This is a genomic window from Sinomicrobium kalidii, assembly GCF_021183825.1.
GTDB lineage: Bacteria > Bacteroidota > Bacteroidia > Flavobacteriales > Flavobacteriaceae > Sinomicrobium > Sinomicrobium kalidii.
The window spans coordinates 3,640,245-3,666,021 of the sequence record NZ_CP089211.1 but is presented as its reverse complement, the minus strand read 5'-3'; the positions used below and the strand labels follow the sequence as shown (position 1 = coordinate 3,666,021).

24 protein-coding genes are annotated in these 25,777 nt (G+C 46.5%); 21 read left to right on the top strand and 3 right to left on the bottom strand.

Annotated elements, in window-relative coordinates:
* Positions 1–46: 46 nt before the first annotated feature.
* From LS482_RS14805 to LS482_RS14765, 9 genes are all read left to right on the top strand, one after another.
* Positions 47–583 carry an RNA polymerase sigma factor gene (locus LS482_RS14805; RefSeq protein WP_233028300.1) on the top strand — a complete coding sequence of 179 codons (537 nt, stop codon included), beginning with the start codon at positions 47–49 and terminating at the stop codon, positions 581–583.
* A 96-nt stretch (positions 584–679) separates the two neighbouring features.
* Positions 680–1,441, top strand: coding sequence for an anti-sigma factor domain-containing protein (locus LS482_RS14800; RefSeq protein ID WP_233028299.1), 762 nt, complete (start codon positions 680–682; stop codon positions 1,439–1,441).
* A gap of 128 nt (positions 1,442–1,569) precedes the next feature.
* Positions 1,570–1,776 (top strand): membrane or secreted protein, encoded by a 207-nt coding sequence (locus tag LS482_RS14795; protein ID WP_233028298.1) that lies wholly within the window; start codon positions 1,570–1,572, stop codon positions 1,774–1,776.
* Between the two features lie 18 nt (positions 1,777–1,794).
* On the top strand, positions 1,795–2,895 hold the full coding sequence (locus LS482_RS14790) for a glycosyltransferase (RefSeq protein WP_233028297.1): 1,101 nt from the start codon (positions 1,795–1,797) through the stop codon (positions 2,893–2,895).
* Entirely contained in the window at positions 2,886–3,455 is a 570-nt protein-coding gene (locus tag LS482_RS14785; protein WP_233028296.1) for an RNA polymerase sigma factor, read from the top strand. Before LS482_RS14790 ends, LS482_RS14785 begins: the two co-directional genes overlap by 10 nt.
* Positions 3,448–4,665, top strand: coding sequence for an NRAMP family divalent metal transporter (locus tag LS482_RS14780; RefSeq protein WP_233028295.1), 1,218 nt, complete (start codon positions 3,448–3,450; stop codon positions 4,663–4,665). Before LS482_RS14785 ends, LS482_RS14780 begins: the two co-directional genes overlap by 8 nt.
* Positions 4,666–4,797: 132 nt before the next feature.
* Entirely contained in the window at positions 4,798–5,673 is an 876-nt protein-coding gene (lipA, locus tag LS482_RS14775; RefSeq protein ID WP_233028294.1) for a lipoyl synthase, read from the top strand.
* 96 nt (positions 5,674–5,769) lie between these two features.
* Positions 5,770–6,801: a type I glyceraldehyde-3-phosphate dehydrogenase gene (gene gap / locus LS482_RS14770; protein ID WP_233028293.1), complete on the top strand. Its 1,032-nt coding sequence runs from the start codon at positions 5,770–5,772 to the stop codon at positions 6,799–6,801.
* A 120-nt stretch (positions 6,802–6,921) separates the two neighbouring features.
* Complete coding sequence (locus LS482_RS14765; RefSeq protein ID WP_233028292.1) at positions 6,922–9,147, top strand: response regulator; 2,226 nt, start codon at positions 6,922–6,924, stop codon at positions 9,145–9,147.
* Between the two features lie 108 nt (positions 9,148–9,255).
* On the opposite strand, the gene lpxK is transcribed toward LS482_RS14765, so the two are convergent.
* On the bottom strand, positions 9,256–10,284 hold the full coding sequence (lpxK, locus tag LS482_RS14760; RefSeq protein WP_233028291.1) for a tetraacyldisaccharide 4'-kinase: 1,029 nt from the start codon (positions 10,282–10,284) through the stop codon (positions 9,256–9,258).
* Positions 10,285–10,448: 164 nt separating this feature from the next.
* Between lpxK and LS482_RS14755 the strand changes: the two genes are divergently transcribed.
* The 3 genes from LS482_RS14755 (at position 10,449) to LS482_RS14745 (ending at position 12,984) form a co-directional block, all read left to right on the top strand.
* Positions 10,449–11,564, top strand: coding sequence for a Nif3-like dinuclear metal center hexameric protein (locus LS482_RS14755; RefSeq protein ID WP_233028290.1), 1,116 nt, complete (start codon positions 10,449–10,451; stop codon positions 11,562–11,564).
* Positions 11,565–11,567: 3 nt separating this feature from the next.
* Positions 11,568–12,347: a zinc ribbon domain-containing protein gene (locus LS482_RS14750; protein ID WP_233028289.1), complete on the top strand. Its 780-nt coding sequence runs from the start codon at positions 11,568–11,570 to the stop codon at positions 12,345–12,347.
* 256 nt (positions 12,348–12,603) lie between these two features.
* Complete coding sequence (locus LS482_RS14745; RefSeq protein WP_233031834.1) at positions 12,604–12,984, top strand: VOC family protein; 381 nt, start codon at positions 12,604–12,606, stop codon at positions 12,982–12,984.
* Positions 12,985–13,049: 65 nt separating this feature from the next.
* Here LS482_RS14745 and LS482_RS14740 read toward each other — a convergent pair whose 3' ends face one another.
* Both LS482_RS14740 and LS482_RS14735 read right to left on the bottom strand, forming a co-directional pair.
* Positions 13,050–17,915, bottom strand: a complete 4,866-nt coding sequence (locus LS482_RS14740; protein ID WP_233028288.1) for an endonuclease — start codon at positions 17,913–17,915, stop codon at positions 13,050–13,052.
* 508 nt (positions 17,916–18,423) lie between these two features.
* Positions 18,424–19,398 carry a GlxA family transcriptional regulator gene (locus LS482_RS14735; protein WP_233028287.1) on the bottom strand — a complete coding sequence of 325 codons (975 nt, stop codon included), beginning with the start codon at positions 19,396–19,398 and terminating at the stop codon, positions 18,424–18,426.
* A 273-nt stretch (positions 19,399–19,671) separates the two neighbouring features.
* On the opposite strand from LS482_RS14735, the gene LS482_RS14730 reads away from it, so the two are divergent.
* From LS482_RS14730 to LS482_RS14690, 9 genes are all read left to right on the top strand, one after another.
* Positions 19,672–20,079 (top strand): VOC family protein, encoded by a 408-nt coding sequence (locus LS482_RS14730; RefSeq protein WP_233028286.1) that lies wholly within the window; start codon positions 19,672–19,674, stop codon positions 20,077–20,079.
* A 181-nt stretch (positions 20,080–20,260) separates the two neighbouring features.
* Positions 20,261–20,689, top strand: a complete 429-nt coding sequence (locus tag LS482_RS14725; RefSeq protein WP_233028285.1) for an SRPBCC family protein — start codon at positions 20,261–20,263, stop codon at positions 20,687–20,689.
* Between the two features lie 10 nt (positions 20,690–20,699).
* Positions 20,700–21,035 carry a hypothetical protein gene (locus LS482_RS14720; protein WP_233028284.1) on the top strand — a complete coding sequence of 112 codons (336 nt, stop codon included), beginning with the start codon at positions 20,700–20,702 and terminating at the stop codon, positions 21,033–21,035.
* Between the two features lie 56 nt (positions 21,036–21,091).
* Positions 21,092–21,325 (top strand): hypothetical protein, encoded by a 234-nt coding sequence (locus LS482_RS14715; protein WP_233028283.1) that lies wholly within the window; start codon positions 21,092–21,094, stop codon positions 21,323–21,325.
* A 56-nt stretch (positions 21,326–21,381) separates the two neighbouring features.
* On the top strand, positions 21,382–22,275 hold the full coding sequence (locus LS482_RS14710; RefSeq protein ID WP_233028282.1) for a helix-turn-helix domain-containing protein: 894 nt from the start codon (positions 21,382–21,384) through the stop codon (positions 22,273–22,275).
* A gap of 16 nt (positions 22,276–22,291) precedes the next feature.
* Positions 22,292–23,155 carry a DUF6268 family outer membrane beta-barrel protein gene (locus LS482_RS14705; RefSeq protein ID WP_233028281.1) on the top strand — a complete coding sequence of 288 codons (864 nt, stop codon included), beginning with the start codon at positions 22,292–22,294 and terminating at the stop codon, positions 23,153–23,155.
* A gap of 21 nt (positions 23,156–23,176) precedes the next feature.
* A complete protein-coding gene (locus LS482_RS14700) occupies positions 23,177–23,410 on the top strand; it encodes a hypothetical protein (protein ID WP_233028279.1) in 234 nt (77 codons plus the stop codon).
* Between the two features lie 401 nt (positions 23,411–23,811).
* Entirely contained in the window at positions 23,812–24,948 is a 1,137-nt protein-coding gene (locus LS482_RS14695; protein WP_233028278.1) for a M23 family metallopeptidase, read from the top strand.
* 164 nt (positions 24,949–25,112) lie between these two features.
* The gene (locus LS482_RS14690; protein ID WP_233028276.1) at positions 25,113–25,721 is read left to right on the top strand and encodes a lycopene cyclase domain-containing protein; all 609 of its coding nucleotides are present in this window, start codon (positions 25,113–25,115) and stop codon (positions 25,719–25,721) included.
* The last annotated feature ends 56 nt before the right edge of the window (positions 25,722–25,777 follow it).

Below are 25,777 nucleotides of genomic sequence, written 5' to 3'. Positions count from 1 at the left end.
GTCCGGTCTGTTCGGATGTTTCACAACCTATAAATATAAAAGGCATATGTCGTCTTTACTGGAAATCAACATCATGAACTTACTCATAGAAAAGGATGAGAAAGGCATGGCCATGCTATATGATTACTATGGCGACGCCCTTTACGGCATTGCCTATAAGATCACCCGGGATGAAGAGCTCGCCAAGGATGCCCTGCAGGAAGGGCTTGTGAAAATCTGGAAAAAAGCGCATACCTATGATGCCAAAAAAGCCAAACTTTTTACCTGGCTCTACCGGATCATCCGCAATACAGCAATAGACAAGGTAAGAAACCATAATATAAAAGCGGAACAGGAAATCCAACAGGACATTTCCAACGTATATAATATAAGTGTCGATGCCATTAAGCCGGAACACATTGATGTGGAAAAGCATCTTGCATCGCTGGACGCCAAATACCAGATCATCCTGGACGCCCTGTTTTTCAAGGGGATGACGCAACAGGAAGCCAGTGAGGCTTTGAACGTTCCGCTGGGCACCGTAAAATCCAGACTGAAAATAGGACTCAGGGAACTCAGGAAAATTTTTAATACAAGTATTTAAATTCACTTTTACACCTGCAGTACTGCGGATCAAAAATCTGCTTGTCCGGGAGAAATATGTTGATCGAATGCTGCAGACAGACAAAAGACCGATAAAATGAACAACGATACCAAAACCATATTGGAAAGTGATTTACTGGAGAGCTACCTCATCGGATCCACTTCACCCGAAGAAGATTATAGAGTTGAAGAGTGCATCGCCAAGTATCCGGAGGTAAAACAAAAGTATATGGAATTGCAGGAAGACCTGGAAAACTATACGAGAAGCTTTTCACGTCCGGCTCCCGACAGGGTCAAAAAAAATGTCATGAAGACCATCCGAAAGGAAAAGAAAAGAAGAACACCCCGGTATTACAACGCCGTTGCCGTAATTGCCGCGATTTTTTGTACGTCTACAATATTGTTACTGTACCAGAACAAGGTACTGCTCCATAAAAACGGACTGGTCAACGAAGAGATCGCAGCGCTCAAAAGCGACATTCTGAACACCAACTCAAAACTGGACGATGTTAAAAACCAGTTTCTCATCCTCAACAACCCCAAAACCCAGAAATATGTCCTCAAAGGCAACCGGAGGGCCAAAAACCTGAAAACCGTGGCCTATATTGACCCCGTGGAAAAACTCTCCATGATAAATATCGTTTCCCTTCCGGAGCTTCCCGAAGAACAGGTATTTCAGATGTGGGCCGAGATAGACGGTGAAATGATAAGCCTGGGCGTCCTGGAAAACGCTCAGAACAAGTTGCTGTCCATTCCGTTCAAGGAAGACGCAAAAAGCTATAACATCACCATAGAACCCAAGGGAGGAAATATCAATGCCACCGAAGAAAATATGGTGGCAAGTATCTATCTCAGGTAGATTTATGACTCGTAACCTGAAAAATTCCGGAACAGGTTGATGCTGCGGGTAAAATGTACATCATTCCTTCTTTATTATTCGTTATTCAGTATTTTGTTTTGTAAATTTGCAGTGTAAAGAAGATAACAATGAAACTTATTTTACTCACCATAGGATTGTTAGCCGTAGCATTTGCGGGAATTGCCATAAAGATATGGGCAAAAAAAGACGGCAGATTTGCCGGCACATGTGCCAGTCAGAGCCCTTTTTTGAACAAATCCGGTGAACCGTGCAGCTTTTGCGGAAAAATGCCGGACGAACAGGAATGCCGCGACCCCAAAGTACAACAAAATTAACAGGGCAGGATACCGCTTATGCTAAACGTCTTACTTTCGCTTTTTATTGGAAGTACAGGTATCCTGGCCACTTATTATGTTATCTTCGGAAAACTGGCCTTTTCCGGAACATCCGCCCCACCGGAGAACCTTGCTCCCGTTTCTGTTATCATCCGGACAAAGAACAATGCCGAAATACTGCGGCAAACCATCATTTCCATACTCGCCCAGGACTATCCTGATTTCCAGGTTATTCTCATCAACGATGCTTCTTCCGACCACACCCTGGAGGTTATTGAAGATTTTGCCGGTCGTTACTCCAACATCAAGATCGTAAATGTTGTGAACAACGAAGCCTTCTGGGGGAAAAAGAAATACGCCCTTACCCTGGGGATCAAGGCAGCAAAACACAACTTACTCGTTTTCACCGAAGACAACTATGTACCGGTATCCCGTAAATGGTTGAGGGAAATCAGCCGCAATTTTCACAAAGAAAAAAAACTCATACTTGGCTACAGTGCCGTAAAGCGGAAGAAAAATGTGCTTTCCAATGCACTCATCCGTTATGACAACTGGCTCAGGGCGGTAAAATACCTTTCTTTTGCCAATACCGGGCTTCCCTATTCGGGAACAGGGAGAAACCTGGCCTATCACAAAAGTGCCTTTTATAAAGTCAACGGTTTTATAAGCCATATGGATATGAAAAACGGGGAAGACGAACTTTTCATCAATGAAGTAGCCACTCCCGGGAACACAACCATATGCACATCAAAACCCGGTCGCACACGGTCGCTCACCGCTCCTGCCTTCCGGGAATGGATACATCAGAAACGCGAAGGTTTTTACGTTTTCCGGAATTTCAAACTCTGGCAAAGAGTACTGTTGAATTTATTCTACATTGCCCAGTTGCTCTTCTGGCTGTTGTTCGTTCCGTTAATTTTTCTGGCCGGAAACCCCATAGTAATACTTGCACTTATAGTATTCAAATGGTTAGTACAATATATCATTATGGCCAGATTGACACGTAAATTCGGAGAAAAGGGTTTTATCTGGTTGCTGCCGCTGTATGAACTTATCCTTATAAGTGTACAATTTTATATCTTTATAACAAGTTTCAGAAAAAGTACGCGTTGGAAATAACCTCAGAACTTATCAGAAAAAACATAGAAAAGGCCAGAAAAGGAGATCAAAAGGCCTTTAATTTTCTTTTAGACCATTACTGGAATGATATTTACGGCTTCCAGCTTATCCGCACCAAAAACGAAAATGATGCGGAAGACATCACAATACAGACATTCTCCCGGGCTTTTGACAAGATCGATACGTTTGACAACAGTTATTCTTTCAAAACCTGGCTTGTTACCATCTCCAAGAACATTCACCTGGACCTGTTGCGAAAACGGAAGTCGAGCCTGCTCCATTCCACTTCACAGGAAGAAGACACGGTTTACGACGTTCCGGACGACACGCCTTCTGCAGAAGACAACCTCATTTACGAACAGAACCTGGTACAGCTAAAACGCTTTATAAAAAAACTGAAACCCCACTATCAGGATGTCATTAACCTGAGGTATTTCAGGGAACTGAGTTACCAGGAGATCGCCTCCGAGCTGGACGAGCCCCTTAACAATGTAAAAGTAAAGCTATTACGGGCAAAAAAGCTACTGGCCGAGATTATTCACAAAAACAAAAATGTATAAGTATATCAAAAAGCTCGGCCCCGGCCTGTTATTTGCGGGGGCGGCAATAGGCGTATCGCACCTGGTACAATCCACCCGGGCCGGCGCCGATTTCGATTTCGGCCTGATCTGGGCATTGTTGCTGGTACACCTTTTCAAATATCCTTTTTTCCAGTATGGGCCGAAGTATACCCTGGCCACCGGCGAATGCCTGCTCGACGGGTACAAAAAACTGGGTACATCCATTCTCGTCGCTTATTTCATCCTCACCTTTGCCACCATGTTCACCATCCAGACCGCACTTACCGTTGTTACGGCGGGACTGGCATCTACCCTCTTCGGCATTACCCAAAACACCGTTCTGTGGAGTGCCATAATCACCGCTGTCTGTATGGTAATCCTGCTGATAGGCCGGTATAAGCTTCTGGACAACCTCATGAAAATTATTGTTTTCACGCTCACCATAAGTACGTGCATTGCCGTTATCCTGGCTGTTCCCAACAGTGCTGCACCCCATACTTTCAGCCAGGTAATGCCGAAAAATGATATCGGAATTGCTTTCCTCATCGCCTTTATGGGCTGGATGCCTGCCCCGCTCGACATTTCCATATGGCATTCCCTCTGGGCCCTGGAAAAGAAAAAGACCATCCCGGATTACAGCGTAAAAAACACCATTGCCGATTTTAACCTCGGCTATGGCAGCACCATAATTCTGGGGATCTTATTTATGGCGCTCGGCGCTCTGGTAATGTTCGGCTCCGGTGAAACTTTCAGTGCCAGTGCCACCCTGTTTTCAGAACAACTCATCGCCCTCTATACCAAAAACCTCGGGGAAGCAGCCTACATCCTTATCGCCGTTGCCGCTTTCACCACCATGTTCAGCACTACACTGACTACCCTGGATGCCTCCCCCAGAGCCATGTCCTATACCACAAAAATATTGCTGAAACAAAAAGACAAACAATATTATGCCATATGGATGGCCGTACTGGCCGCCGGTACCGTGGCCATACTTCTTTTCTTCCTCTCGGAAATGAAAACACTGATTGACATCGCTACCATATTGTCTTTTGTTACCGCACCGTTTTATGCCATTATCAATTTCCGGCTTATCTGTTCTTCACATACACCGAAACAATATCACCCCGGAACGGGCATGAAAGTTATCAGCTGGACGGGACTCATTTTCCTCGTGGGGTTCAGTCTCTGGTATACCATCAGCTTGTTTTAACCCCTGAAAAACTGCGAAAAGAACAGGAAAAAAGTCAGCAGCCCGCCATTTACATGTCATACGTTCACTTCACGTATATCGTACCTGCTACTTCATACATCTTTTGTATCTTTGTCCAACAAAAACAAAGCTATGAGTGTAGATACCGCTGCAAAAGCAGCTCCACCCAAAGGCAAGCCGAAATGGTTGCGGGTAAAGCTGCCTACCGGTAAGAAATATACGGAGTTAAGGGGACTCGTTGACAAATATAACCTGCACACCATATGTACCTCCGGAAGCTGCCCCAATATGGGGGAATGCTGGGGTGAAGGTACCGCCACATTTATGATTCTCGGAAATGTATGTACCAGGTCCTGCGGTTTCTGCGGTGTAAAAACCGGGAGACCGGATACTATTGACTGGGAGGAACCCGAAAAAGTGGCACGGTCCATTAAGATCATGAAGATCAAACACGCCGTGCTTACTTCCGTAGACCGGGATGACCTGAAGGATATGGGATCGATCATATGGGCCGAGACCGTCAAGGCCGTAAGACGAATGAATCCCGAAACTACCATGGAAACCCTTATACCGGATTTTCAGGGCGTGGAAAGAAATATTGACCGCATTGTGGAAGTTGCTCCCGAAGTCGTGTCGCACAACGTGGAAACCGTACGGAGACTCACCCGTGAGGTGCGCATACAGGCAAAGTACGACAGGAGCCTGGGTGTTTTACGTTACCTGAAAGAACAGGGTGTTCGCCGGACCAAGTCCGGAATTATGCTGGGATTGGGTGAAACCGAAGAAGAAGTGGTACAGACCATGAAAGATCTCCGGGAAGCCGAGGTAGATATCGTAACCATCGGGCAATACCTTCAACCCTCTAAAAAACACCTTCCCGTAAAGCAGTTTATCCTGCCCGAACAATTTGACAGGCTCAGGGAAACAGGACTCGACATGGGATTCCGCCACGTAGAAAGCGGGGCCCTGGTTAGATCGTCCTATAAGGCCCATAAGCATATTGTATAAAGTGAAGACAACCTCATTTCATCTCGGCACACCTTACATGCGTATTGTGTGCTCCCGGTCCGGACAACAAACCATTAATTCCTTTACTTCTCGGGAATGGATAAAGTAAAAATAGCGATAAACGGTTTCGGCCGTATAGGCAGAACGGTCTTCCGGTTGCTTATTAATCACCCCCATATCGAAGTGGTGGCCATTAATGACCTTGCAGACAGCAAAACACTGAGTCACCTGTTGAAATATGACAGTATACATGGCATATTGCAACACGATGTACGGCACGATGCCGGAGCCATCATAGTAAACAACAACCATTATCCGCTCCTCAATACGGCCGATATTCAAAAGCTGGACTGGTCGGCTTTCCAACCGGATTTTGTGCTCGAATCTACCGGAAAATTCAAGAAAAGGGAGCAACTGGAACACCATCTTCGCAACGGCGCAGAAAAAGTATTGCTTTCCGTCCCGCCGGAAGACGACCACATAAAAATGGTGGTTCTCGGTGTCAACGAGCATATCCTGGAAGGTTCGGAAGATATCGTATCCAATGCTTCCTGTACCACGAACAACGCCGCCCCCATGATCAAGGTCATTCACGAGCTTTGCGGCATCGAACAGGCCTATATCACCACGGTCCATTCCTATACCACTGACCAGAGCCTGCACGACCAGCCCCACCGTGACCTCCGGAGGGCGAGAGCGGCCTCACAGTCTATCGTACCCACTACAACAGGTGCGGCAAAAGCCCTGACCGGCATTTTCCCCGACCTCAGCGAAGTCATTGGCGGATGCGGTATCCGCGTACCGGTACCGGACGGGTCCCTCACCGATATTACCTTTAATGTAGCCAGGGAAACCTCCATCGCCGAAATAAACAATGCTTTCAGAGAAGCCGCCCGCCACAAGCTGAAAGGCATTTTATCGTATACGGAAGACCCTATTGTTTCCATAGACGTGATCAACAATCCCCATTCCTGTGTCTTTGATGCAGAGATGACTTCCGTTATCGGTAAAATGGTAAAAATAATAGGGTGGTATGACAATGAATACGGGTACAGCAACAGGATCGTCGACCTGCTATCTTTTATCAGTACCCTGAAGAAAAAAAATCAAACAGAGGGTGTACGGTAATTTTTTAGGGAACTATATACTATTAATACAAAAAAACCAAGGTAAATCCGTAATAACTTTTAAACCCTTAATTTTTGATTTTATAGAGAACCCTATTATATTTATGTTAATCTTTTTACCATGAAGGGACTCTATTGCTATTTTTTATTTTTCTTACTGCTCTTTCCGGTCATGGTGTCCGGGCAGTATGGCAATGCGCCGGAAGATGCTGTTGAAACTGCCATAAAAAAGGTATACGGTTACAAGAACCAATTTGATTTTGAAGCAGCAGTGGCCCAACTGAAAGAGACCGTGGCCATGGCAGATACCTTAAAACGGAAACGTTCCGATTACCTCTTTCAATGCTACACCCTTTTTATCCGTTTATATATCGATTTTGACAGGAGCGATGATCTGGAAGTCTATGAATTCCTGAGTGAGTCGCACCTCAAACCCAACCCCAAAATAGCAAAAGAGACCCGACTCATTGCCCTGAAGGCACTGATCGCCGCCAAAAAAGGAGATCTCCGGCAGGCATCATCATACATTGACGAAGCCAAATCTGTTATTGTCCGGAAAAAAGATACCGTTCTCAATACAGTACTCTATTACGAAGCACAGGTACTCCTTATCCGCGAAGAATATGCCCGGGCCGCCTCCATACTCCAACGTATTTTTCCGGTCAAGGACCCTTATGAGGAAAAATACATAAATACCGGCATTTTACTGGATCTGGCATTCGCTCACCTGAAATTACAGGAAACAGACAAGGCCGTGCCATATATGGAAAAAGCTTCCCGGATGTTAAAGGGATTCGATTTCCCCAAACTCGAACTAAAACGGCATCAGCTACTCTCTGCAATATTCGACAGCCAAAAAAACCGGAACGAAGCTAACAGGCACCGGCAAAAGGCAGACAGCCTGAAGAAAGTATATTTTAATATTGAAAGTATTGAGGCCCGGAACAACATTGCCTATCACAATACTTCCGATTTCAAGGACAGGGTAATCGATCAGTACAAAATTGACGCGGAAAAACAGTCCCGGCAGGTCAATATTGCAAAAATGATCTCCATACTGAGTTCGGTATTGCTCATTATCATTTTTATACTCACCATTTCCCTTTACCGGAACAACAAGATAAAATTAAAGACCAACAACCTGCTGCTCAAGAAGAACAGGGAACTGCAGGCCGCCAAGGAAGAAGCGGAAAATGCCCTTCAGGTCAAAGCCAAGTTCTTGTCAACGGTAAGCCACGAGCTGCGAACCCCACTGTATGCCGTAACCGGGCTTACGCATTTACTGTTGGAGGAAGACCCCAAAGAAAGCCAGAAAGAATACCTCAACTCGCTAAAGTTCTCCGGGGAATACCTGCTGAACTTTATCAACGATATTCTCCAGGTCAACAAGTCGGAAGCCAACCAGTTAAAAATAAAGAAAGGGCCTTTTAACCTGGAACAGATCCTCATGAAAGTGGTGCGTTCACTGGAGCATTCGGCCAAAGAGAACAATAACACCATTGAACTGGACCTGGACAAAAACATCCCGGCAGAACTCCTCGGCGATTCGTTGAAACTGTCGCAAGTATTCATCAACCTCATCGGGAATTCGCTTAAATTTACGGAAAACGGCAAAGTGATGATACGAGGCAGGATACTGGACCGGGAACGGGAAAAGATCAACATTCGCTTTGAGGTGCAGGACAACGGTATGGGTATCGAACCCGATATACTTCCCCGTATATTCGAGAGCTTTGCCCAGGGCTCTACACAGATCAACCGGAAATACGGTGGTACCGGACTCGGACTCACCATTGTAAAAAACCTGTTGCACCTTATGGACAGTGATATTAAGGTACAAAGCGAATCCGGTAAGGGAAGCCTGTTTACTTTTGACATTGCCCTTGAAACCGCAGGTAAAAAAGGTACGCAGCCTCCGCAACAGGTAGTAGCCCGGGAAGACTGGACAGACGAAGAGATCGTTTTTGACGATATCCACGTCCTTCTTGTGGAAGATAACAAAATCAACCAGATCGTTACCCAGAAAATGCTGGCGCGGAAAAACATCTCTTCAGAAGTGGCCAATAACGGGTATGAAGCCATCGACATGACAAAAAAGAAAAACTACGACCTTATTTTAATGGACATCCATATGCCCGGTATAAGCGGAATAAAGGCCGCGGCGGAAATACGGAAATTCAACAAAAAAGTCCCTATTGTTGCCCTTACCGCCATTTCCCTCGAAGAAAATATGGACGACCTGTACAGCGCCGGGTGTAACGACATCATCACCAAACCGTTCAAGCCTGAAATTTTCTACAAAAAAATAAAAAACAACCTCAGGAGAAACGTCCCGCCGCAAAACTGACTGAGGCAATGAACCCGAGAAGTGACATGATAACGCCGGGAATGAGTTTATGACCTGTTTTATTTGAATGCCCCGAAGTAATTGCCGAACCGGAATAAAAACTAAAGATCAATTCCCTTCACTACCTGCCCCTTTCCCGGACACATACTGAAACACCAGACGATCAAATTCCTCCTGTTGCCCGAAGAGAAAAACAGGTTGTATGCCAATAAAAAATATCCCGTCCAGACGGTCCTTCAGGCGCATAAAATCCTTTTCGGTGGTGAGTATCCTGCTTTTCTTACGCAGCATTTTCAGTTCCTTTTCATTAAAGTCATGATGGTCCGGATAGTTGTAGTGTTCGAAAGAGAGCCCCTTGTCTTTCAGGAATTTCACAAGTGGCGCGGCATTTGCAATCCCCGTTACCAGGGTGAAGTGTTCCTTTCGCCAGTCCGTCAGCGGAATTGTGGTTGCTGCCGAATCGATCTTTTCGTCATAAGCTATCGTTGTAAAAAATACGTGCTGATGGTCTTCCGGGGCCAGTTGCTTTAAAATGGCATCCCTCTTAGCAGTGCTCATGTCCTCCCTGCATTTGGTCACGATGATCACATTTGCCCGTTTTGCTTCTTTCCTGCTGTCCCTAAGGTTACCCGCCGGCAGAAAAATATCGCCGGTATAACGGGAATCACAGGACGTAAGCAGGATATTAAACCCCGCCTTTACCCTGCGGTGCTGAAAGGCATCATCAAGGACTACAACTTCGGGAGACGGATGTGCCGTAACGAGACGGTTGATACCATTGACCCGGTCGGCATCCACGGCTACGGTAATATCCGGGAATTTCCTGTGGTACTGGCAGGGTTCGTCCCCCAGTTCCTCCACCCCTGTTTCCGGGCCGGCCAATACAAAACCTTCGGATTTCCGCCGATAGCCCCGGCTCAGGATTGCCGTATGAAAACCGGTCTTCAACAATCGCACCAGGTACTCTACCATAGGTGTCTTGCCCGTTCCGCCCACACTGAGGTTTCCCACACAAATAACGGGAATATCAAAAGAAACCGAGCGGAATACTTCCCTGTCGTATAAAAGGTTCCGGACCTTTACTGCCAGTCCGTAAAGCACAGAAAAAGGCCAGAGTATTTTTCGGAGTATACACATACAACTTTTCTCTAAGGACGGGTTCCACTACTCCGCCAACTTGCTTTCGCACTACAAATAACGGTTAATTTTTTTACTTTTGAGGATTCCGGATTTTTCAATGTATATTAGAGCCGGCAAATCACCCCACCGGGTTTATCCCTGTTTAACCAAAAAAGAGCAACATGTATATCAAAGACGTCATGGCCTGTCTGGAGGAGCTCTCCCCCCTGGCCTATGCCGAAGATTTTGACAACACCGGGCTGCTTGTGGGTAACCGGGACAACAAGCTTACAGGCGTACTCGTCACTCACGACACCCTGGAGGAAGTAGTGGACGAAGCCATTGAAAAGGACTGCAACCTCATTGTGAGCTTTCACCCCATAATCTTTTCCGGACTGAAAAAACTGAACGGATCTTCCTATGTGGAACGAACGGTTATCAAGGCCATACGCCACGGCATTGCCATCTATGCGGTTCACACGGCCCTGGACAATAATTTTAACGGGGTAAACGCCGCCCTGTGTGACGCCCTTGGCCTGCAAAACAGAAAAATACTGATCCCGCAGAAAGGAACCGTCAAAAAACTGCTTGTCTTTGTCCCCAACAAGGATGCCGATCACCTCCGGGAAGCCCTTTTTGCCGCGGGAGCAGGGACCATAGGCAATTACAGTAACTGCAGTTTTAACCTAGAAGGGACAGGCACTTTCCGCGGAGAGGAAAACAGCAACCCTGTTATCGGGGAACGCGGTATCACCCGGCATGAACCGGAAACCCAGATAGGGGTTACTTACCCGAGGCATCTCGAAAGCCGAATATTGAAAACCATGTTTACAAACCATCCGTATGAAGAAGTGGCCTATGAAGTGACCACATTGGAAAACAGGAACCAACACATAGGTATTGGCATGACGGGCGAGTTGACCGTTCCCCTGCAGGATATCGATTTTTTAAAGCAGCTCAAGCAAAAAATGAAGCTGGAATGCATCCGTTATTCGGGCCTGCTGAACAGGAAAATAAAAAAAGTGGCTGTATTGGGAGGCAGCGGTGCCTTTGCCATTTCGCACGCAAAAAACGCCGGAGCAGACGTTTTTATTACCGGTGACATAAAATATCACGAGTTTTATAAGGCCGAAAAACAAATGATTATCGCCGATATAGGGCACTACGAAAGCGAGCAATATACAAAAAACCTTTTGTTTGAGCATCTTACAAAAAAAATTCATAATTTTGCACCTGCCTTGCCGGGGGGTAAGGTCGTTTTATCAGAATACAATACAAATTCCATCAAGTATTTATAACCTATGGCAAAAAAAACCGACGCTACTGTAGAAGAGAAATTAAGAGCCTTGTACGATTTGCAATTAATTGACTCCAGAATAGATGAAATAGCCAATGTAAGAGGGGAGCTCCCTCTGGAAGTGAATGATCTGGAGGACGAAGTGGAAGGACTCAAAACACGGTTGGATAAGCTGAACGTAGAACAGGAAAACCTTACACAGGAAATTGCCAATAAGAAAAATGCAATCGAAGAGTCTAAGGGACTTATCAAAAAATACTCCGAGCAACAGAAAAACGTTCGGAACAACAGGGAATTCAACTCCCTCAGCAAAGAGATAGAATTTCAGGAACTGGAAATACAGCTTTCCGAAAAACACATCCGGGAATTCAAGGTGCAGATAGAGCAGAAAAAAGAGGTTATCACCGAAACCAAAGAACGTCTCAAGGAGCGCGAAAGCCATCTGAAACACAAAAAAGGCGAACTCGATGCCATCCTTGCGGAAACAGAAAAAGAGGAAAACACCCTGAAGGAAAAATCGGGAGAGTTTGAAGACCTCATTGAGGAAAGGCTTGTAAAAGCCTATAAAAGGATCCGGGAAAATGTCAAGAACGGGCTTGCGGTAGTAGCCATTGAAAGAGGCGCTTCCGGAGGTTCTTTCTTTACGATTCCGCCACAGGTACAGATGGAAATCGCATCGCGAAAGAAGATCATCACCGATGAACACAGCGGGCGTATTCTCGTAGACCCGAACCTGGCCGACGAGGAAAGAGAGAAAATGGAAGAACTGTTCCGTTCGCTCTAAAAAACATCTGACAATACGTACAAAGGCCGGAGAGTGATAACACTTTCCGGCTTTTTTGTTTTCAGCCTGCGTTATCCTGTAGTCTTAGGTCATATTTTTGTCCGTTTTTTACTATCCTGTATAAACAGTTATGCGCAACTTTGTACGGAACCAAATTACAGGAAAAATGAAAACAGCACTGATAGTATTCGGCATACTCTGTTTTACAACAACTATTAAAGCACAAAACGACACTGTTATGAAACCAAAACACAAAATGAAACTAAATGCGGGCATCATTACCCACAAACTCGAGGAAAGCAAGGATTTTTATACCGGGGTACTGGGGTTTGGTGTTACTTTTGAAAATGATTTTTACCTCCTGCTCCACACTCCGGACCGGGAAGCCGAACTGAGTTTTCTGCTTCCTGACCACCCGTCACAACAGCCCTTGTTCCAGTCTGCCTATACCGGAAAAGGCGTATACCTTACCATTGAAGTTGAGAACGTGGACGAGATCTACCGGGAACTGATGGCCAAACAAGTGCCCATAACCATAGACCTCCGTGACGAACCCTGGGGAGACCGCCACTTTGCCGTTACCGATCCGAACGGGATCGGTGTGGATATCGTTCAATATCAGCAACCGGAAGAATAAAAAGCAAATCCCCGGTTCCTGAAATGAAACCGGGGATCTCCAATAGTTTATCGGGCCAAATAGTCCTAAAGTTTAAGTATCTTTTTGGTAACGGTACAGCCTCCGTCTCCGGGGATCAGTTTACAGATATACATTCCCCTTCTGTAACCGGAAAGGTCGATCGCTATACGGTTTCTTCCTTCTCCAGCAGCTTTCTGGTCCGTATACACAAGATTGCCGCTGCGGTCGTAAAGTTCTACCGTTACTGCCGTCTCCGTGCTGCTTCTGAATACGATATTCGCATCCCGGATCACCGGATTGGGGAATATGAAAACTCCGGAGATCACCGGTCCGTCAGCATTGTTGTCACAAGCCCCCAGTGTAGCTCCTATACGCAGTAGCTGCTTCGCAGCTATTTCGGGAAGGCAAAGTGTTTTGCCCTTGTAACAGATCTGTATTTTATTGAAGAAGCCGTCATTGCCACAAAGGATGTTTTCTGCTTCTACGGTAATCTCCTTATCTGCTGAACAACCGTTGTCATCAGTTACCGTAAGGGTATAAACGGTAGTTTCTTCCGGCCTTACGGTGATATCGGGACCGGTATCTCCTGTACTCCACGTGTAGGTGTACCCGGGCTTTCCTCCGGTAACTTCGGCAGACAAGATAGCGGATGCTTCGGGATCGTATCCCGGATATACTTTTTTGTTCCCGTCTATCGTGATGACCATGGCTTCGGGTTCTGTGATCTCCACTTCAGCCATGACTTTTGTTCCCGAAGCATCGGTTACGGTTACGCTGTAGGTCCCTGCAGGGAGTCCGCTTATACCGGCCGTTTCTTCCCCGTTACTCCAGGCATAGGTGTACGGCGGCAGACCTCCCGAAACCATTACGGATGCACTCCCGTCTTCCGCGCCGTTACAGCTAACATAGGTAGTTTCCGTACCTGCCAGTTCCAGGGCCTGCATCCTGAACCGGGCCGAAACCGGGAAGTGATCGGAAGCGGTATAGGTATAATCACTATCGTAGTGTTCATAGCCGACCCTTGCCGATCCTTCGATAAAGTTATCATTCAGTTCATTGGAAACCATAATATGGTCTATCATATTTTCACGGAACACGTACGACCGGAAATCCTCGTCACTCAGGGAAGACGAAACAACATTGTAATTGATACCGTCATTCATATAGGCTTCGTAGGATGTTATTGTGGTATTCACATTATCAGCTACCGTTTCGTCCACATCGTCGTTATAATCGCCCAGCACAAAAAGATTGGCATCTGCATACATGGCGTCCAGGCTATCTTTGAGCACTTCCACATCATATTTCCGCATATCGTACCTGGACTGGGGGTCATTGCTGCTGTTTGCCCTGGCGTGAAGGGCAATAAAGCTGATTTGTTCCGTACTTCCGTCTATGGTTACATCGGCCGTCATCAAAAAAGGCAGGCGGCCACTGGCAAAAAAACGGGTGGGGTCGTTGGGGTAATCGGTAAGGGCGCTGTCATCCCCGCCGTTATAATAAGGATGGATACTGGCCAGCAAAGGTTTGGTAGCTACAGGAACCACCGTTGATGTCTTATAGATAAAACCTACTTTTTGTTTTACCCCGGGGCTATTGGGATAAGAGGTATGATCGGACAATACATAATCATACCCATCCATTTCACTTACCATCTGCGCAAACAGGGCATCATCCGATATCTCTTCCACCGCAATGACATCGGCATCCATGGCGGCAATGATCGTTTTTACGCTATCTTTCTGGATCATATCCGAATCCGGATCACCTGCCGCAGGTGAATTGGACTCGTCGCCAAACCATTCAATATTCCAGGTAGCTACATCCAGTGTCTGGTCTCTGGGAATATTCAGGTCGTCTCCTTCGGGGATATATGCTTCAGCACAGGGCAGGTCGGTTTTCATCCTGGGCAACAGCTGGTATATTTCCTGGTATTTGCCCACTACCCCTGTAATTGTTGTACAGGTGTCGGGTTGAGCCAACCCTACAATATCTTCCGCATCGTTGTCAATGCGCAATTCCCCTGTGCCACCGTCACCGGACAACACATAATTGGAATTACCGAACAGCATATCCCCCGGACGCGGAAAGGTTGCATCGGAGATACTGACCAGCTCTGCGGGATGCTCGCCCATTTCGGCAAGGGTTATTTCCACAGGCATTACGGGAACATTGGGCGTACCGTTATCGGTAACCGATGATACGGGGCTTATCTGTAGCTGGTTATTATAGGAACTCCGCGTTCCGGTAAGGGTAATGGAATCTCCTACAGTAAATACCCCATCGCCGTGAACGGACTGGTCGAACACGGCAATTGCCCCGGTACTGTCCTGAATATATGCGGAACCCGCAAACTGGTCAGTAACGGTCAATATGCCGGAAATTGTTACGGTAGTCCCGTTCGGAAGGCTCCTTGCTTCGGCGATGGTAACCGGCTCTGTAGGTTCCGTAGTACCACCGTTAGACGCTCCCGGCGTCGGTATGGCCGGACTGTAGGAAGAAGTGTTCCTGGCCCCGCCTTCCCCGTTGGGCATCCGTTGCAGGGAATGGTTGTCTTTATCGCCTTCCCCGCCTTCGTTGACCTGGGGTTCTCCTGCATTTAACAACGTAAGAATCTCGGCATCATCGTCATCATTGGTATCGTAGGCTATGGCGTCCAGCAGGTTTTCCGTGGTAATGGCCGAGCCGTTCGGGAAATCGGCCGCACTGCCGGAATACAGGGCTACCGCATCGGCACCGTTCTGTAAGGTATTCCCCGGAAATATCAAAGAAACGTTGGCTACTGCTTCGTTACCCAATACAAAATAACCATTGGCATCCGTAGTGTAACCACTCAGGTCGAATGTAGCATAACTTTCATCAATAGAACCGTTGTACAATACCAATACCAGTCCGTCCAGCGAAGTATTTCCCGTACCGCCGTCGTATAATTCTACAAATTCAAGAGCATCACTGCCGGGCGTATCGGCATCAATCTCGTTGATCAGTACATTTTCTGCTCCGGGTCCCCCGTTGCCATTGGCGGTTCCCGGTGTAGGTATGGCGGGGGTATAGGAAGAGGTATTTCTTGTTCCGCCTTCACCATTGGGCATCCGTTGCAGGGAGTGGTTGTCCTTATCGCCCAGTTCGCCCTCGTTGACCTGGGATTCCCCGGCATTTAACAGCGTGAGGATTTCGGCATCATCACTATCGTTCGTATCATAGGCTATGGCGTCCAGCAGGTTTTCCGTGGTAATGGCCGAACCGTTCGGGAAATCGGCCGCACTGCCGGAATACAGGGCTACTGCATCGGCACCGTTCTGTAAGGTGTTACCGGGAAAAATAAGTGATACATTGGCCACACCTTCATTACCAAGTACAAAATAACCATCGGCATCGGTGGAATATCCGCTGAGGTCAATGGTCCGGTAACTTTCGTCAATAGAACCGTTGTATAAAACCAGTACCAGTCCGTCCAGCGAAGTATTTCCCGTACCGCCGTCGTACAATTCTATAAATTCAAGAGCATCACTGCCGGGCGTATCGGCATCGATCTCGTTGATCAGCACCCCGGTTTTATCGTCCCCGCCGTTAGTATTGGCTATTCCGGGGGTAGGAACAGCCGGTGAATAGGTCGATGTATTCCTGGCCCCGCCACCACCATTGGGCATTCGTTGCAGGGAGTGGTTGTCCTTATCGCCCAGTTCACCTTCATTGACCTGGGGTTCCCCGGCATTTAACAGCGTGAGGATCTCGGCATCATCACTATCGTTCGTATCATAGGCTATGGCATCCAGCAGGTTTTCCGTAGTGACGGAAGAACCGTTCGGGAAATCGGCCACACTACCGGAATACAGGGCTACCGCATCGGCACCGTTCTGTAAGGTATTTCCCGGAAACGTCAATGATACATTGGCCACACCCTCATTACCGAGTACAAAATAACCATCGGCATCGGTGGAATATCCGCTAAGGTCAATGGTCCTGTAACTCTCGTCAATGGAACCGTTGTACAATACCAGTACCATACCGTTCAGCGAAGTATTTCCCGCACCGCCGTCGTACAGTTCTATGAATTCCATCGCGTCACTGCCGGGCGTATCGGCATCGATCTCGTTGATCAGTACTTCGGCAACGGGAGCCGGTGTGCTGTCTCCGAAACGGTCTTCGGCCTGTGGCCCTCCCCAGATGGAAGTAGCAAAGACCGGATTGTCAATAAAAGGGTTACGGTTGCCCTGAATATTTTCGAGTATATTGTTACGGTTACGTTCGTATTGCGACACCGGGTCTTCGGCATTCCATTCCAGGAACACATCCATCATGTCGCTGCTGTAAGTCTGAGCCCCCACACCTACGGCAGACGGCAGGCAGCGGTCGCCGTACCGGAGGTACATATACATGATCATCCGGGCCACATCGCCTTTCCATTCATCGCCGGGATACCAGGAGTTGTTTATCCTCCGGGCATTTCCGCTGGCATCTTCGAAAGGGAGATTTCCCCTGCTGGAATTCATGCTCACATCGGAGGCACGGAGATGATGGGCATCAGCCCCGGGACCGGAAGTCCCCAGATTGGGATTTCCCAATGATTTTGCAAATACATGCTCACGGTTCCAGTCGCCTGTACTTCCGCCGTTACTATCCTTGTCGCGGGTACGGTCGGTTTGCAGGTTGCCGTCATTATCGTTATAACCGTAGATCAGAAGTACGTTTTCCGGGTTGCCCGGATCGAGGTCGGTCTGTTTCAGTGCTTCCCATACGCCCGGAGTATAACTCAGGTTGGTGGTATGCGTCTGAGTAATGAGCGCAGCAAGCTCGTTTTTAAGGTTATTACCTGTCTGGGAAATGTCCGTTCCGTTGTAATAAGCCGGCACCTGGGCCAACAACAAAAAACTGTTGAACAGCAGGGCTACGGAAAGGGTACATAATTTGGCAGCGTAGTGTTTCATCATATATTAGTGTTTTTTTAACGTTATCAAAACTACTAATAATATCCCAAAACCCTTTATAACAGGGTCAGGTTTATCCTTAAAATAACATTCACTTTACACTGTCTTTTCAAAATTATTTTTGTTTTCTTTCAGAAGTGTTAAATGCAAAAATTTTAAGTCAGATAGCCTTCTTTTCAGGTAGAATGAAATAGTGTTTAGGTAAAATAATGTCCCGTTCAGGTAAAAAAAGGTTCCGTTTAGCAAAGACGGTGTTCTTTTCAGGTGAAAAACCTAAAATTTTAGTCAGTTATCCTAAAAATTACTTCATTTTGGCTAAAACTTCCGGTTCAGGAGCCCAAACTTTTGTTACATCAGCCAAAAACAACTTCACTTTAGCTAAAAACAGCTGTTTTTTATCACAATATATCTTTATTTTATCGCAGAACTTCACAAAGCAATCCGCCATTCTGCCCGGCACAACACCACACAATTATCACATTGGCACATTATCAAATCAACACATCACATTTTACGCATTCAGTACCACCCCTTTAAACTTTTCCCTATAGGCCACGGGTGTGGTGCCCGTATTCTTTTTAAACAGCTTCCGGAACGATTTTTCATCCCGGTACCCCACTTCAAGCATCACCTCCATAATGCTTTTATTGGTCTGTTCCAGCATTTTCTTGGCGGCTTCCATACGTATCTTCTGAAGGTAGACAATGGGCGTAACTCCCGTGGCCTTTTTAAACCGCCGTACCATGTTTCGCCGGCTGGAGGGTACTTCGTTTACAATTTCCTCTATAGTGTGTATTTCCGGGTACATTTCATGGATATACTGTTCAATGCCCTTTACCAGTTCATCGCCGTGGTTACGGTTGGGCGTAAACGTCCCGTAGCAGGCCTGTTGTTCGCGGTCCATATCAATAGCGAACATTTTGGAAATGTAAATGGCCGCTTCCACCCCGCAGTATTTTTTGATGAGGTGCAGCATCAGGTGAAAACTGTTGGTGGCGCCACCGCTGGTATACACCCCGCCGTCTTCGGTAAGGATTTCCCTGGCCTGTAACAACACATTCGGAAAGCTGTTGGCAAAGGCCGTCGTGGCATTGATGTGCGTAGTGGCTTTCCGGCCGTTAAGCAATCCGGATGCCCCCAATAAAAAGGCCCCGGTACAGAAGCTGGCTATTTCCACCCCCTGCTTATATTGTGTGTTCAGCCAAAAGATAATATCCTTGTTCCCGGCAATAAGAGTTCTGATATCTTCCGAGGCAAAAGCCGGAATAAGGACCAGGTCCGTACGGCTGACCCCGTTTATGGGTTTCGTGTTAAATCCGTTATACCGGTCCTTATAGTCTTCGCTTGCCCCGTAAAGCAGTTGAATGTCAAAGAAAGGCGCTTTTCCCGCTTCGGTAAAATAGCGGTTAACAGATTGAAAAACATCCAGCATGGCCGCCACACTGAGCAGGCGGTGGTGGGATGTCAGTAAAATAGATAGTTCCATTGGGTATATTGCGTTTTTTAAACAGATCGTATAAAATAAAGCTGCGGGTGCTTTCCCCTTTTTTGACGTTTCCCGAAAATGGCCGGTCTTTAATTGTAGCTTAAACAATTAAATAACAACCACTTATTTACGGAAAAAACCGTCCAAAGGAGCCTCTAAAGATACAATTTTGTCCCGAATCCCCCTATAAAATGGCGGAATAACCTCCTTGAATGCCAAAATTACGCTTTACTTTAGCATATTGTAATAACAAAACCAAATAAACACAATATTATGAAACTCATGCCTTACCTCCGATTTCAGGATAATTGTGAGGAAGCCCTCCAATGGTACCAATCCGTTTTCGGCGGGGAGACCAGCTTTCGCCGTTTTACCGAGGCCCCCATGGATGTGCCGGAAAGCCACAAAAACAAAATAATGCATGCCGAGCTTACCTTTAACGACAACACCATACTGGCCTGCGACAGCTTTCCCGGACAGCCCGTAGCCCACAATACCAACAGTATATCACTCACCGTGGAAATTCCCGACGGGAAACAGGCAGAAAGGATTTTCGGCCAACTGGCAGAAGGCGGCAAGGTCGACATGCCTTTTGAAAAGCAGTTCTGGAATGCCTATTTCGGTCAGCTTACCGACAAATTCGGCAAACAGTGGATGATCAATGCGCCTGCCGAATACTAAAAATTGTTTTGACCGGGATTAAAGAAAAATCGGTTTTACCCCGACCCTATAAGGGAGCCTGATTTTCCTCGATTTGCTCCCTTTAGGGCCGGGGTAACAAATCGAGAAATTATCGAAATTCAATTTTTGTCATCTACTGAAAAAATTCTCTAATAAACAACCACTAAAAATAACTTCCCCCATGGCAAACATCGAACATATAAACTATATAAAAGTCCCCGCCTCTGAAGTATATAAAGCGCTGACTACGGAAAAAGGTCTTTCTGAAGTGTGGACCAGAGAACTGAAGGTACGTCCCGAAGAAGGTTTTATCAACGAATTTGATTTTGACGACGGCTACGCAACCAAAATGAAAATAGATCATCTTGACGAAAACAGGAAGATCGTGTGGAATTGCGTGGCATCCGATCCGGAATGGATAGGCACCTCGGTAATTTTCAACCTCACCGAAAAAGACGGGGTGACCACAGTGACCCTGAACCACGCCAACTGGAAGGAAGTGACCGAATTCTACCGCTGGTGTAACTATAACTGGGGAATGTTCCTCCTGAGCCTGAAAACCTATTGCGAAGACGGAAAAGGCCTGCCTTTCCAGGAACGCAAGTTTTAAAATACCGCCCATGCCCATTGCCAACTGTTTTGTAAAACGAAAGGATATCCCGGAAACCCTGCTGGACACCATGGTCAGGGAATGGGGCATGCGTATTGGTGTGGCGGAAAAGGACATCTGCCTTAACCTCATCAGCGGTTTCGTACAGGCCGGGAGATCCTATGAGGTAATTGTAAACCTCTTCCTTCCCAACCTATGGGCCGAACAGGACATACGGAACATACAGCAAAGTCTCCTGGATATCCTTTCCGGAAGCCTGCACCTGAAAGAAGAAGACATTTTTATCATGACCTCTGTGATAGCACCGGGCCACGTGATGGAAAACGGACAAATTATAACATGGTAAACTGTAACATTTTTCTTAAAACAAGAACTAATAGGCACATCCCAAAAAAAATTATTATGCCTGTCTACAATTTTAAATCTACCGTGGAAATTTTCCGGACCGATGTACCGGACACGGCCGTTGCCGGTAAGGTCGTCTCGGTATTGAACGATCATTTTCCTGAAGCACATATAAATTTCGACCTGGAAGATTGTGACAAGATATTGCGGGTAGAGGGACCGTATGTTAGCATCAAAAAGGTAGAAGATATTTTATATTCCCTTCACATCCATGCAGAGGTTTTGTTTTAGGGCCGAACATACTACAATACCTCCTTTCCCGTTGTTAAGTTACATTCCTTCATCAAATGAAATATGTTGAATACAAACCACATCCGGTACTTTCGGAATACGTGGAGTGTTTTTGGAGTACAGATGTCACCAGTGCCGTATCTGCCCGGGAAATGGAATCGTTTCTTCCTGACGGCAATATTGAACTCGTCTTCAATTTCGGAGACGGTCATACCGAAGTGAAAAACGGAAAAAAAGAAGTTGTCGAGGGTTCCCATATCTCCGGTATTCAAAACAGGTCTTCGCACGTTATCCTTCCCGGAAGGCTGAAACATTTCTGCGTAAGGTTCAGGCCCGGCGGGTCCTTTCCCTTTTTCGGGATTCCGGCCCGTTTGTTTGCCAACCGCAACTATGCCCTGGATATTTTTTTCGGCCGGGAATACGTTTTGCTGGAAGAACAGGTACACGAAGCCCCGGATGATGCCGCCAGAATTGAACTGGTTGAAGCCTTCTTGCTCAAAAAACTGCAAAATTCGAACGCTTCGGATGATTATAATTTTGTGAAATCGTGCACCAATACCCTGTTGCTGGGAAATGCTCCGCTGAAAATAAGTGAACTCGGAAAACTGTACCGTACCGGCTATAAAACCATCGAACGAAAGTTTAATAAAATTACAGGGCTGAGCCCTTCTGAACTCGTAAAGATCAAACGCGTTAACAACGCAGCGCGTTTCATGCACACTTCCGATACGGTTTCGCTCACGGAAACGGCATATGCCTGCGGGTATTACGACCAATCGCACTTTATCCGGGAATTCAAGCAGGTTACCACCCTTACACCGAAACAATTCCGGGAAAAAAATTTCGCCATGGTACAATCTACTGATAACATTGCTTTTTCCTGCCGTACTGTTGTCGAAATCGTACAATTTCTACAGTCTACCGATGCCTATGTTTGCCTGAAAAACTGATAAAACAGGCAAATTCATGAAAAAACTCATTGCAGTAGCCGTATTAGCAGGCTTTAATACCGGCTACGCCCAGATGGGAGACGGTCTTTCCGTATCTTCTTCCCTGCTTTCCAAAAATGACAGAGCGGGTATCCACCGGTCTGAATTTTCATTTCAGAAGACCATTCCCGTCAATGAAAAAGGCAATTCCCTGATATTAGGTGCCCGCTACATTCATTCTTCATTTGATTTTGAAGACAGGCGTCAATCTTTCCCTACTTCAGAATTAGAAAGGTTTCACGCCGCCTCTGTAAAGGCCGGGTATCTCAGGATACTCAATTCCAAATGGAGTCTCAGGGCCGTCGCAGAACCCGGGGTCTCCTCAAATTTTGACGGCGCGGTGAAGTTCAGGGATTTTACCCTTACCGCCTATGTTGTGGCCACCATGTCCAATAAAGAGCACACCGCATTTTTTTCCTTCGGCATGGCTTACGACCTGCAACTCGGTTTTCCCGTCGGGGTAGTCTCTTACTATCGTATCGTTAATGAAAAACTGTCCTATCACCTGGGCGTGCCCAGCTTTTACCTCAACTATAACTTCAGCAAACGCAGTGCCATACAACCCTTTGCCAAACTGGACTGGACGCTGGCCAATATCGGCAAACCCGTACTTCCCGACCAGGAAAAGGAAAAGAGCAGACTGTCACACCTGGCTGTAATAGGCGGACTGGGATACCATTACAAGATCGGGAAATCATTTTCCCTCTTTGCCGAGGGCGGATATTCCATATTCAACGAACTGCAGATCCAAACCTATAAACTGGACGATAACGTCCTTTACGATTTTGACCTTAAAAATTCGCTCTACCTGAACGCCGGTATCCGCTATACTTTAGACTGAACCACATCACCGAAAACAGGTATGATGAGAACTGCCCGCACCACCGTAGAAATATTTAAAACCGATGTTACCGACGCCACTACGGCAGACAGTTGCATCCTCGTATTGTCACATCATTTTCCCAACACGCATATCAATTTCGACCTGGAAGATTGCGACAGGATACTCCGTGTAGAAGGGTATCATATCAATATCCGAAAGATCATTGACCTCCTTGCAGCCATGGAAGTGTGTTGTTCCTTGTATACAGATTGACAGTCCCGTTACTCACAAAAAGTTAATTGGGTTAACGTGAACAATGGATAAGAAATAAGGGATGTCCTGCTGTGCAGGACGGGGAGTTTGACCAGCCCAAGCCCTGGGAATTGCACCCAAACACTTTGTTTATCCAATGGTTTGGGATTTCAAACCCTCCGTCACGACTAAAGTCGTGCCACCTCCCTTCTCCCGATCCCGATGGATATCGGGACAATCGGGATGAAGGGAGGAGCTTTTAAAAACTCAGAGAGCCGTGATCTGTTATGTCATGGGCTTTATTTTACCACAGAGATTTATATATAAATTTAAAATAGCCCCAGAAAAGTTAAAAAGGATATCGTAACCGGATAATACCCAAATAATGAATACATTAGCATAGAAATAACAAAAAAGCACTGATGAAACCATTAGCTACCCTACTTCTGTTCCTCTCGATGTGTATCCTTTTTACGGAAAAGGTAGCCGGACAGGAATATGTGCAAACCCCGGATGTACGCATAGGGCACCTGCCGGAAATTGTTACCATAGATGGAAAACCCACGATTTATTACGAACTGCACCTCACCAATTTCTCCGATAGCCCCGTAAAGTTCACCCGACTGGAAGTCCGGGGACAAGCAGACAGCATTCCTGTTTTCTCGATCACAGGCGACCAATGGCAGTTTCGGCATAAAACAACAGACACGGCAAAGCAACTCCCGGACAATGTATTACCTCCGGGAGGAGCGAGTGTCATATTTATGGAGTTTACCCTGCCGGCCGGAGTAAAAAATAAGACACTTGTACACAACTTTCAGTTTATACATCCGGACAGAGCCAACAAACCGGTTTCATTTACGGGGCCGGCATTTGACCTCCGGGAAACAACAATTGTTCTCGGTCCTCCGTTACGCGGCGGCCCCTGGGTAGCGATCTACAGCCCGGACTGGGAACGCGGGCACCGCAGGGTATTCTATACCGTGGAGGGAAAAGCACGGATACCCGGGCGTTTTGCCATTGACTTTATGCAAACGGATAGTGAAGGCAAACTGGTAAAAGGCGATAAAGACCTGGTTAAAAACTGGTACGGATACGGCGTTGATGTACTTGCCGTTGCAGACGGTACGGTAGCATCGGCCAGGGATGATTTTACGGAAAGTGCCACCATTTCCGGTCACCCGAAATACCCGGCGGGCAAAGCCACCGGAAATTACGTATCCCTGAACATCGGTAACGATCGTTACGTATTTTACGAACACCTTAAACCGGGAAGCATCCGGGTAAGACCGGGACAGAAAGTCAAAAAAGGTGAAGTTATCGCTTCTCTCGGTTTTACCGGGCAGTCCACAGGGCCTCACCTGCACCTGCACGTAGCCGATACCGATTCACCTCTGGGCGCGGAAGGCCTTCCCTTTTTGTTTGAACGTTTCACCCTTCTCGGCTATTATAAAGATTTTTCCCGCTTCGGAAAAATACCATGGACACCGGCAAAAAAGGATTCCGGGCAGGAAAAATACCGGGAAAGGCCGTCTCCCAACACTGTTATCAGGTTTTGAAAAATGGAAAATCCCCTGATATAAAACGAATTTATTAACTTTACGGGCATTAAACCAACCATTATCACCCTTCCATGGATCAATTCATCTACTTGTTCATTTCCGTGTTTTTATGTGTGCCCTGGCTTATTTTCTTTCGCTCCAGGCCCGATTTAAGAAGAAAAATGTTAAAAGCAAGTGTAATGGGCGGTCTTGCGGGATTGATCGCGGAATTCTGGTATTTCCGCGATTACTGGCGTCCTCCTTCTTCAGTAGGTCTGGCCACCGTTTCCCCGGAAGATTTTTTGTTCGGTTTTTTCATTACGGGCCTGGCCGTCTCGGTATATGACGTGGTTTTCCGGAGAACCTTTTCCAACGGGGAACAACGCAGGAAAAAACACTTTGCCTTTCTTTTTCTGACGGGGATCGGGGCGCTTTTTCTTTTTAACAACTGGCTGGGGTTCAATTCCATTTTTGTCAGTTCCATCGCCTTTATCATCTTTTCAGTCATAATGGCTTCTATCCGGAAAGACCTGTGGATACCTTTACTGGTCTCCGGAATACTTACCCTGCTGATCATCATTCCGGTTTATGCGATTATTTTTAACCTCATATCGCCTACCTACTGGGATTCATACGGATTGCTTTCCGGAACACCGTACGGGGCTACCGTCCTGGGAAACGTCCCCTTAACCGAACTGCTCTGGTATTTTTCCTGGGGATGTATGGCAGGCATAGCTTACGATTTTGCTTCGGGGAAAAAGAAAGCAACCGGATTCAGGTCGGGAAAATAAGATTATATTTTTTTTATATACGCCTTTTATACAAATTAAAAACACCTGAAGAACAC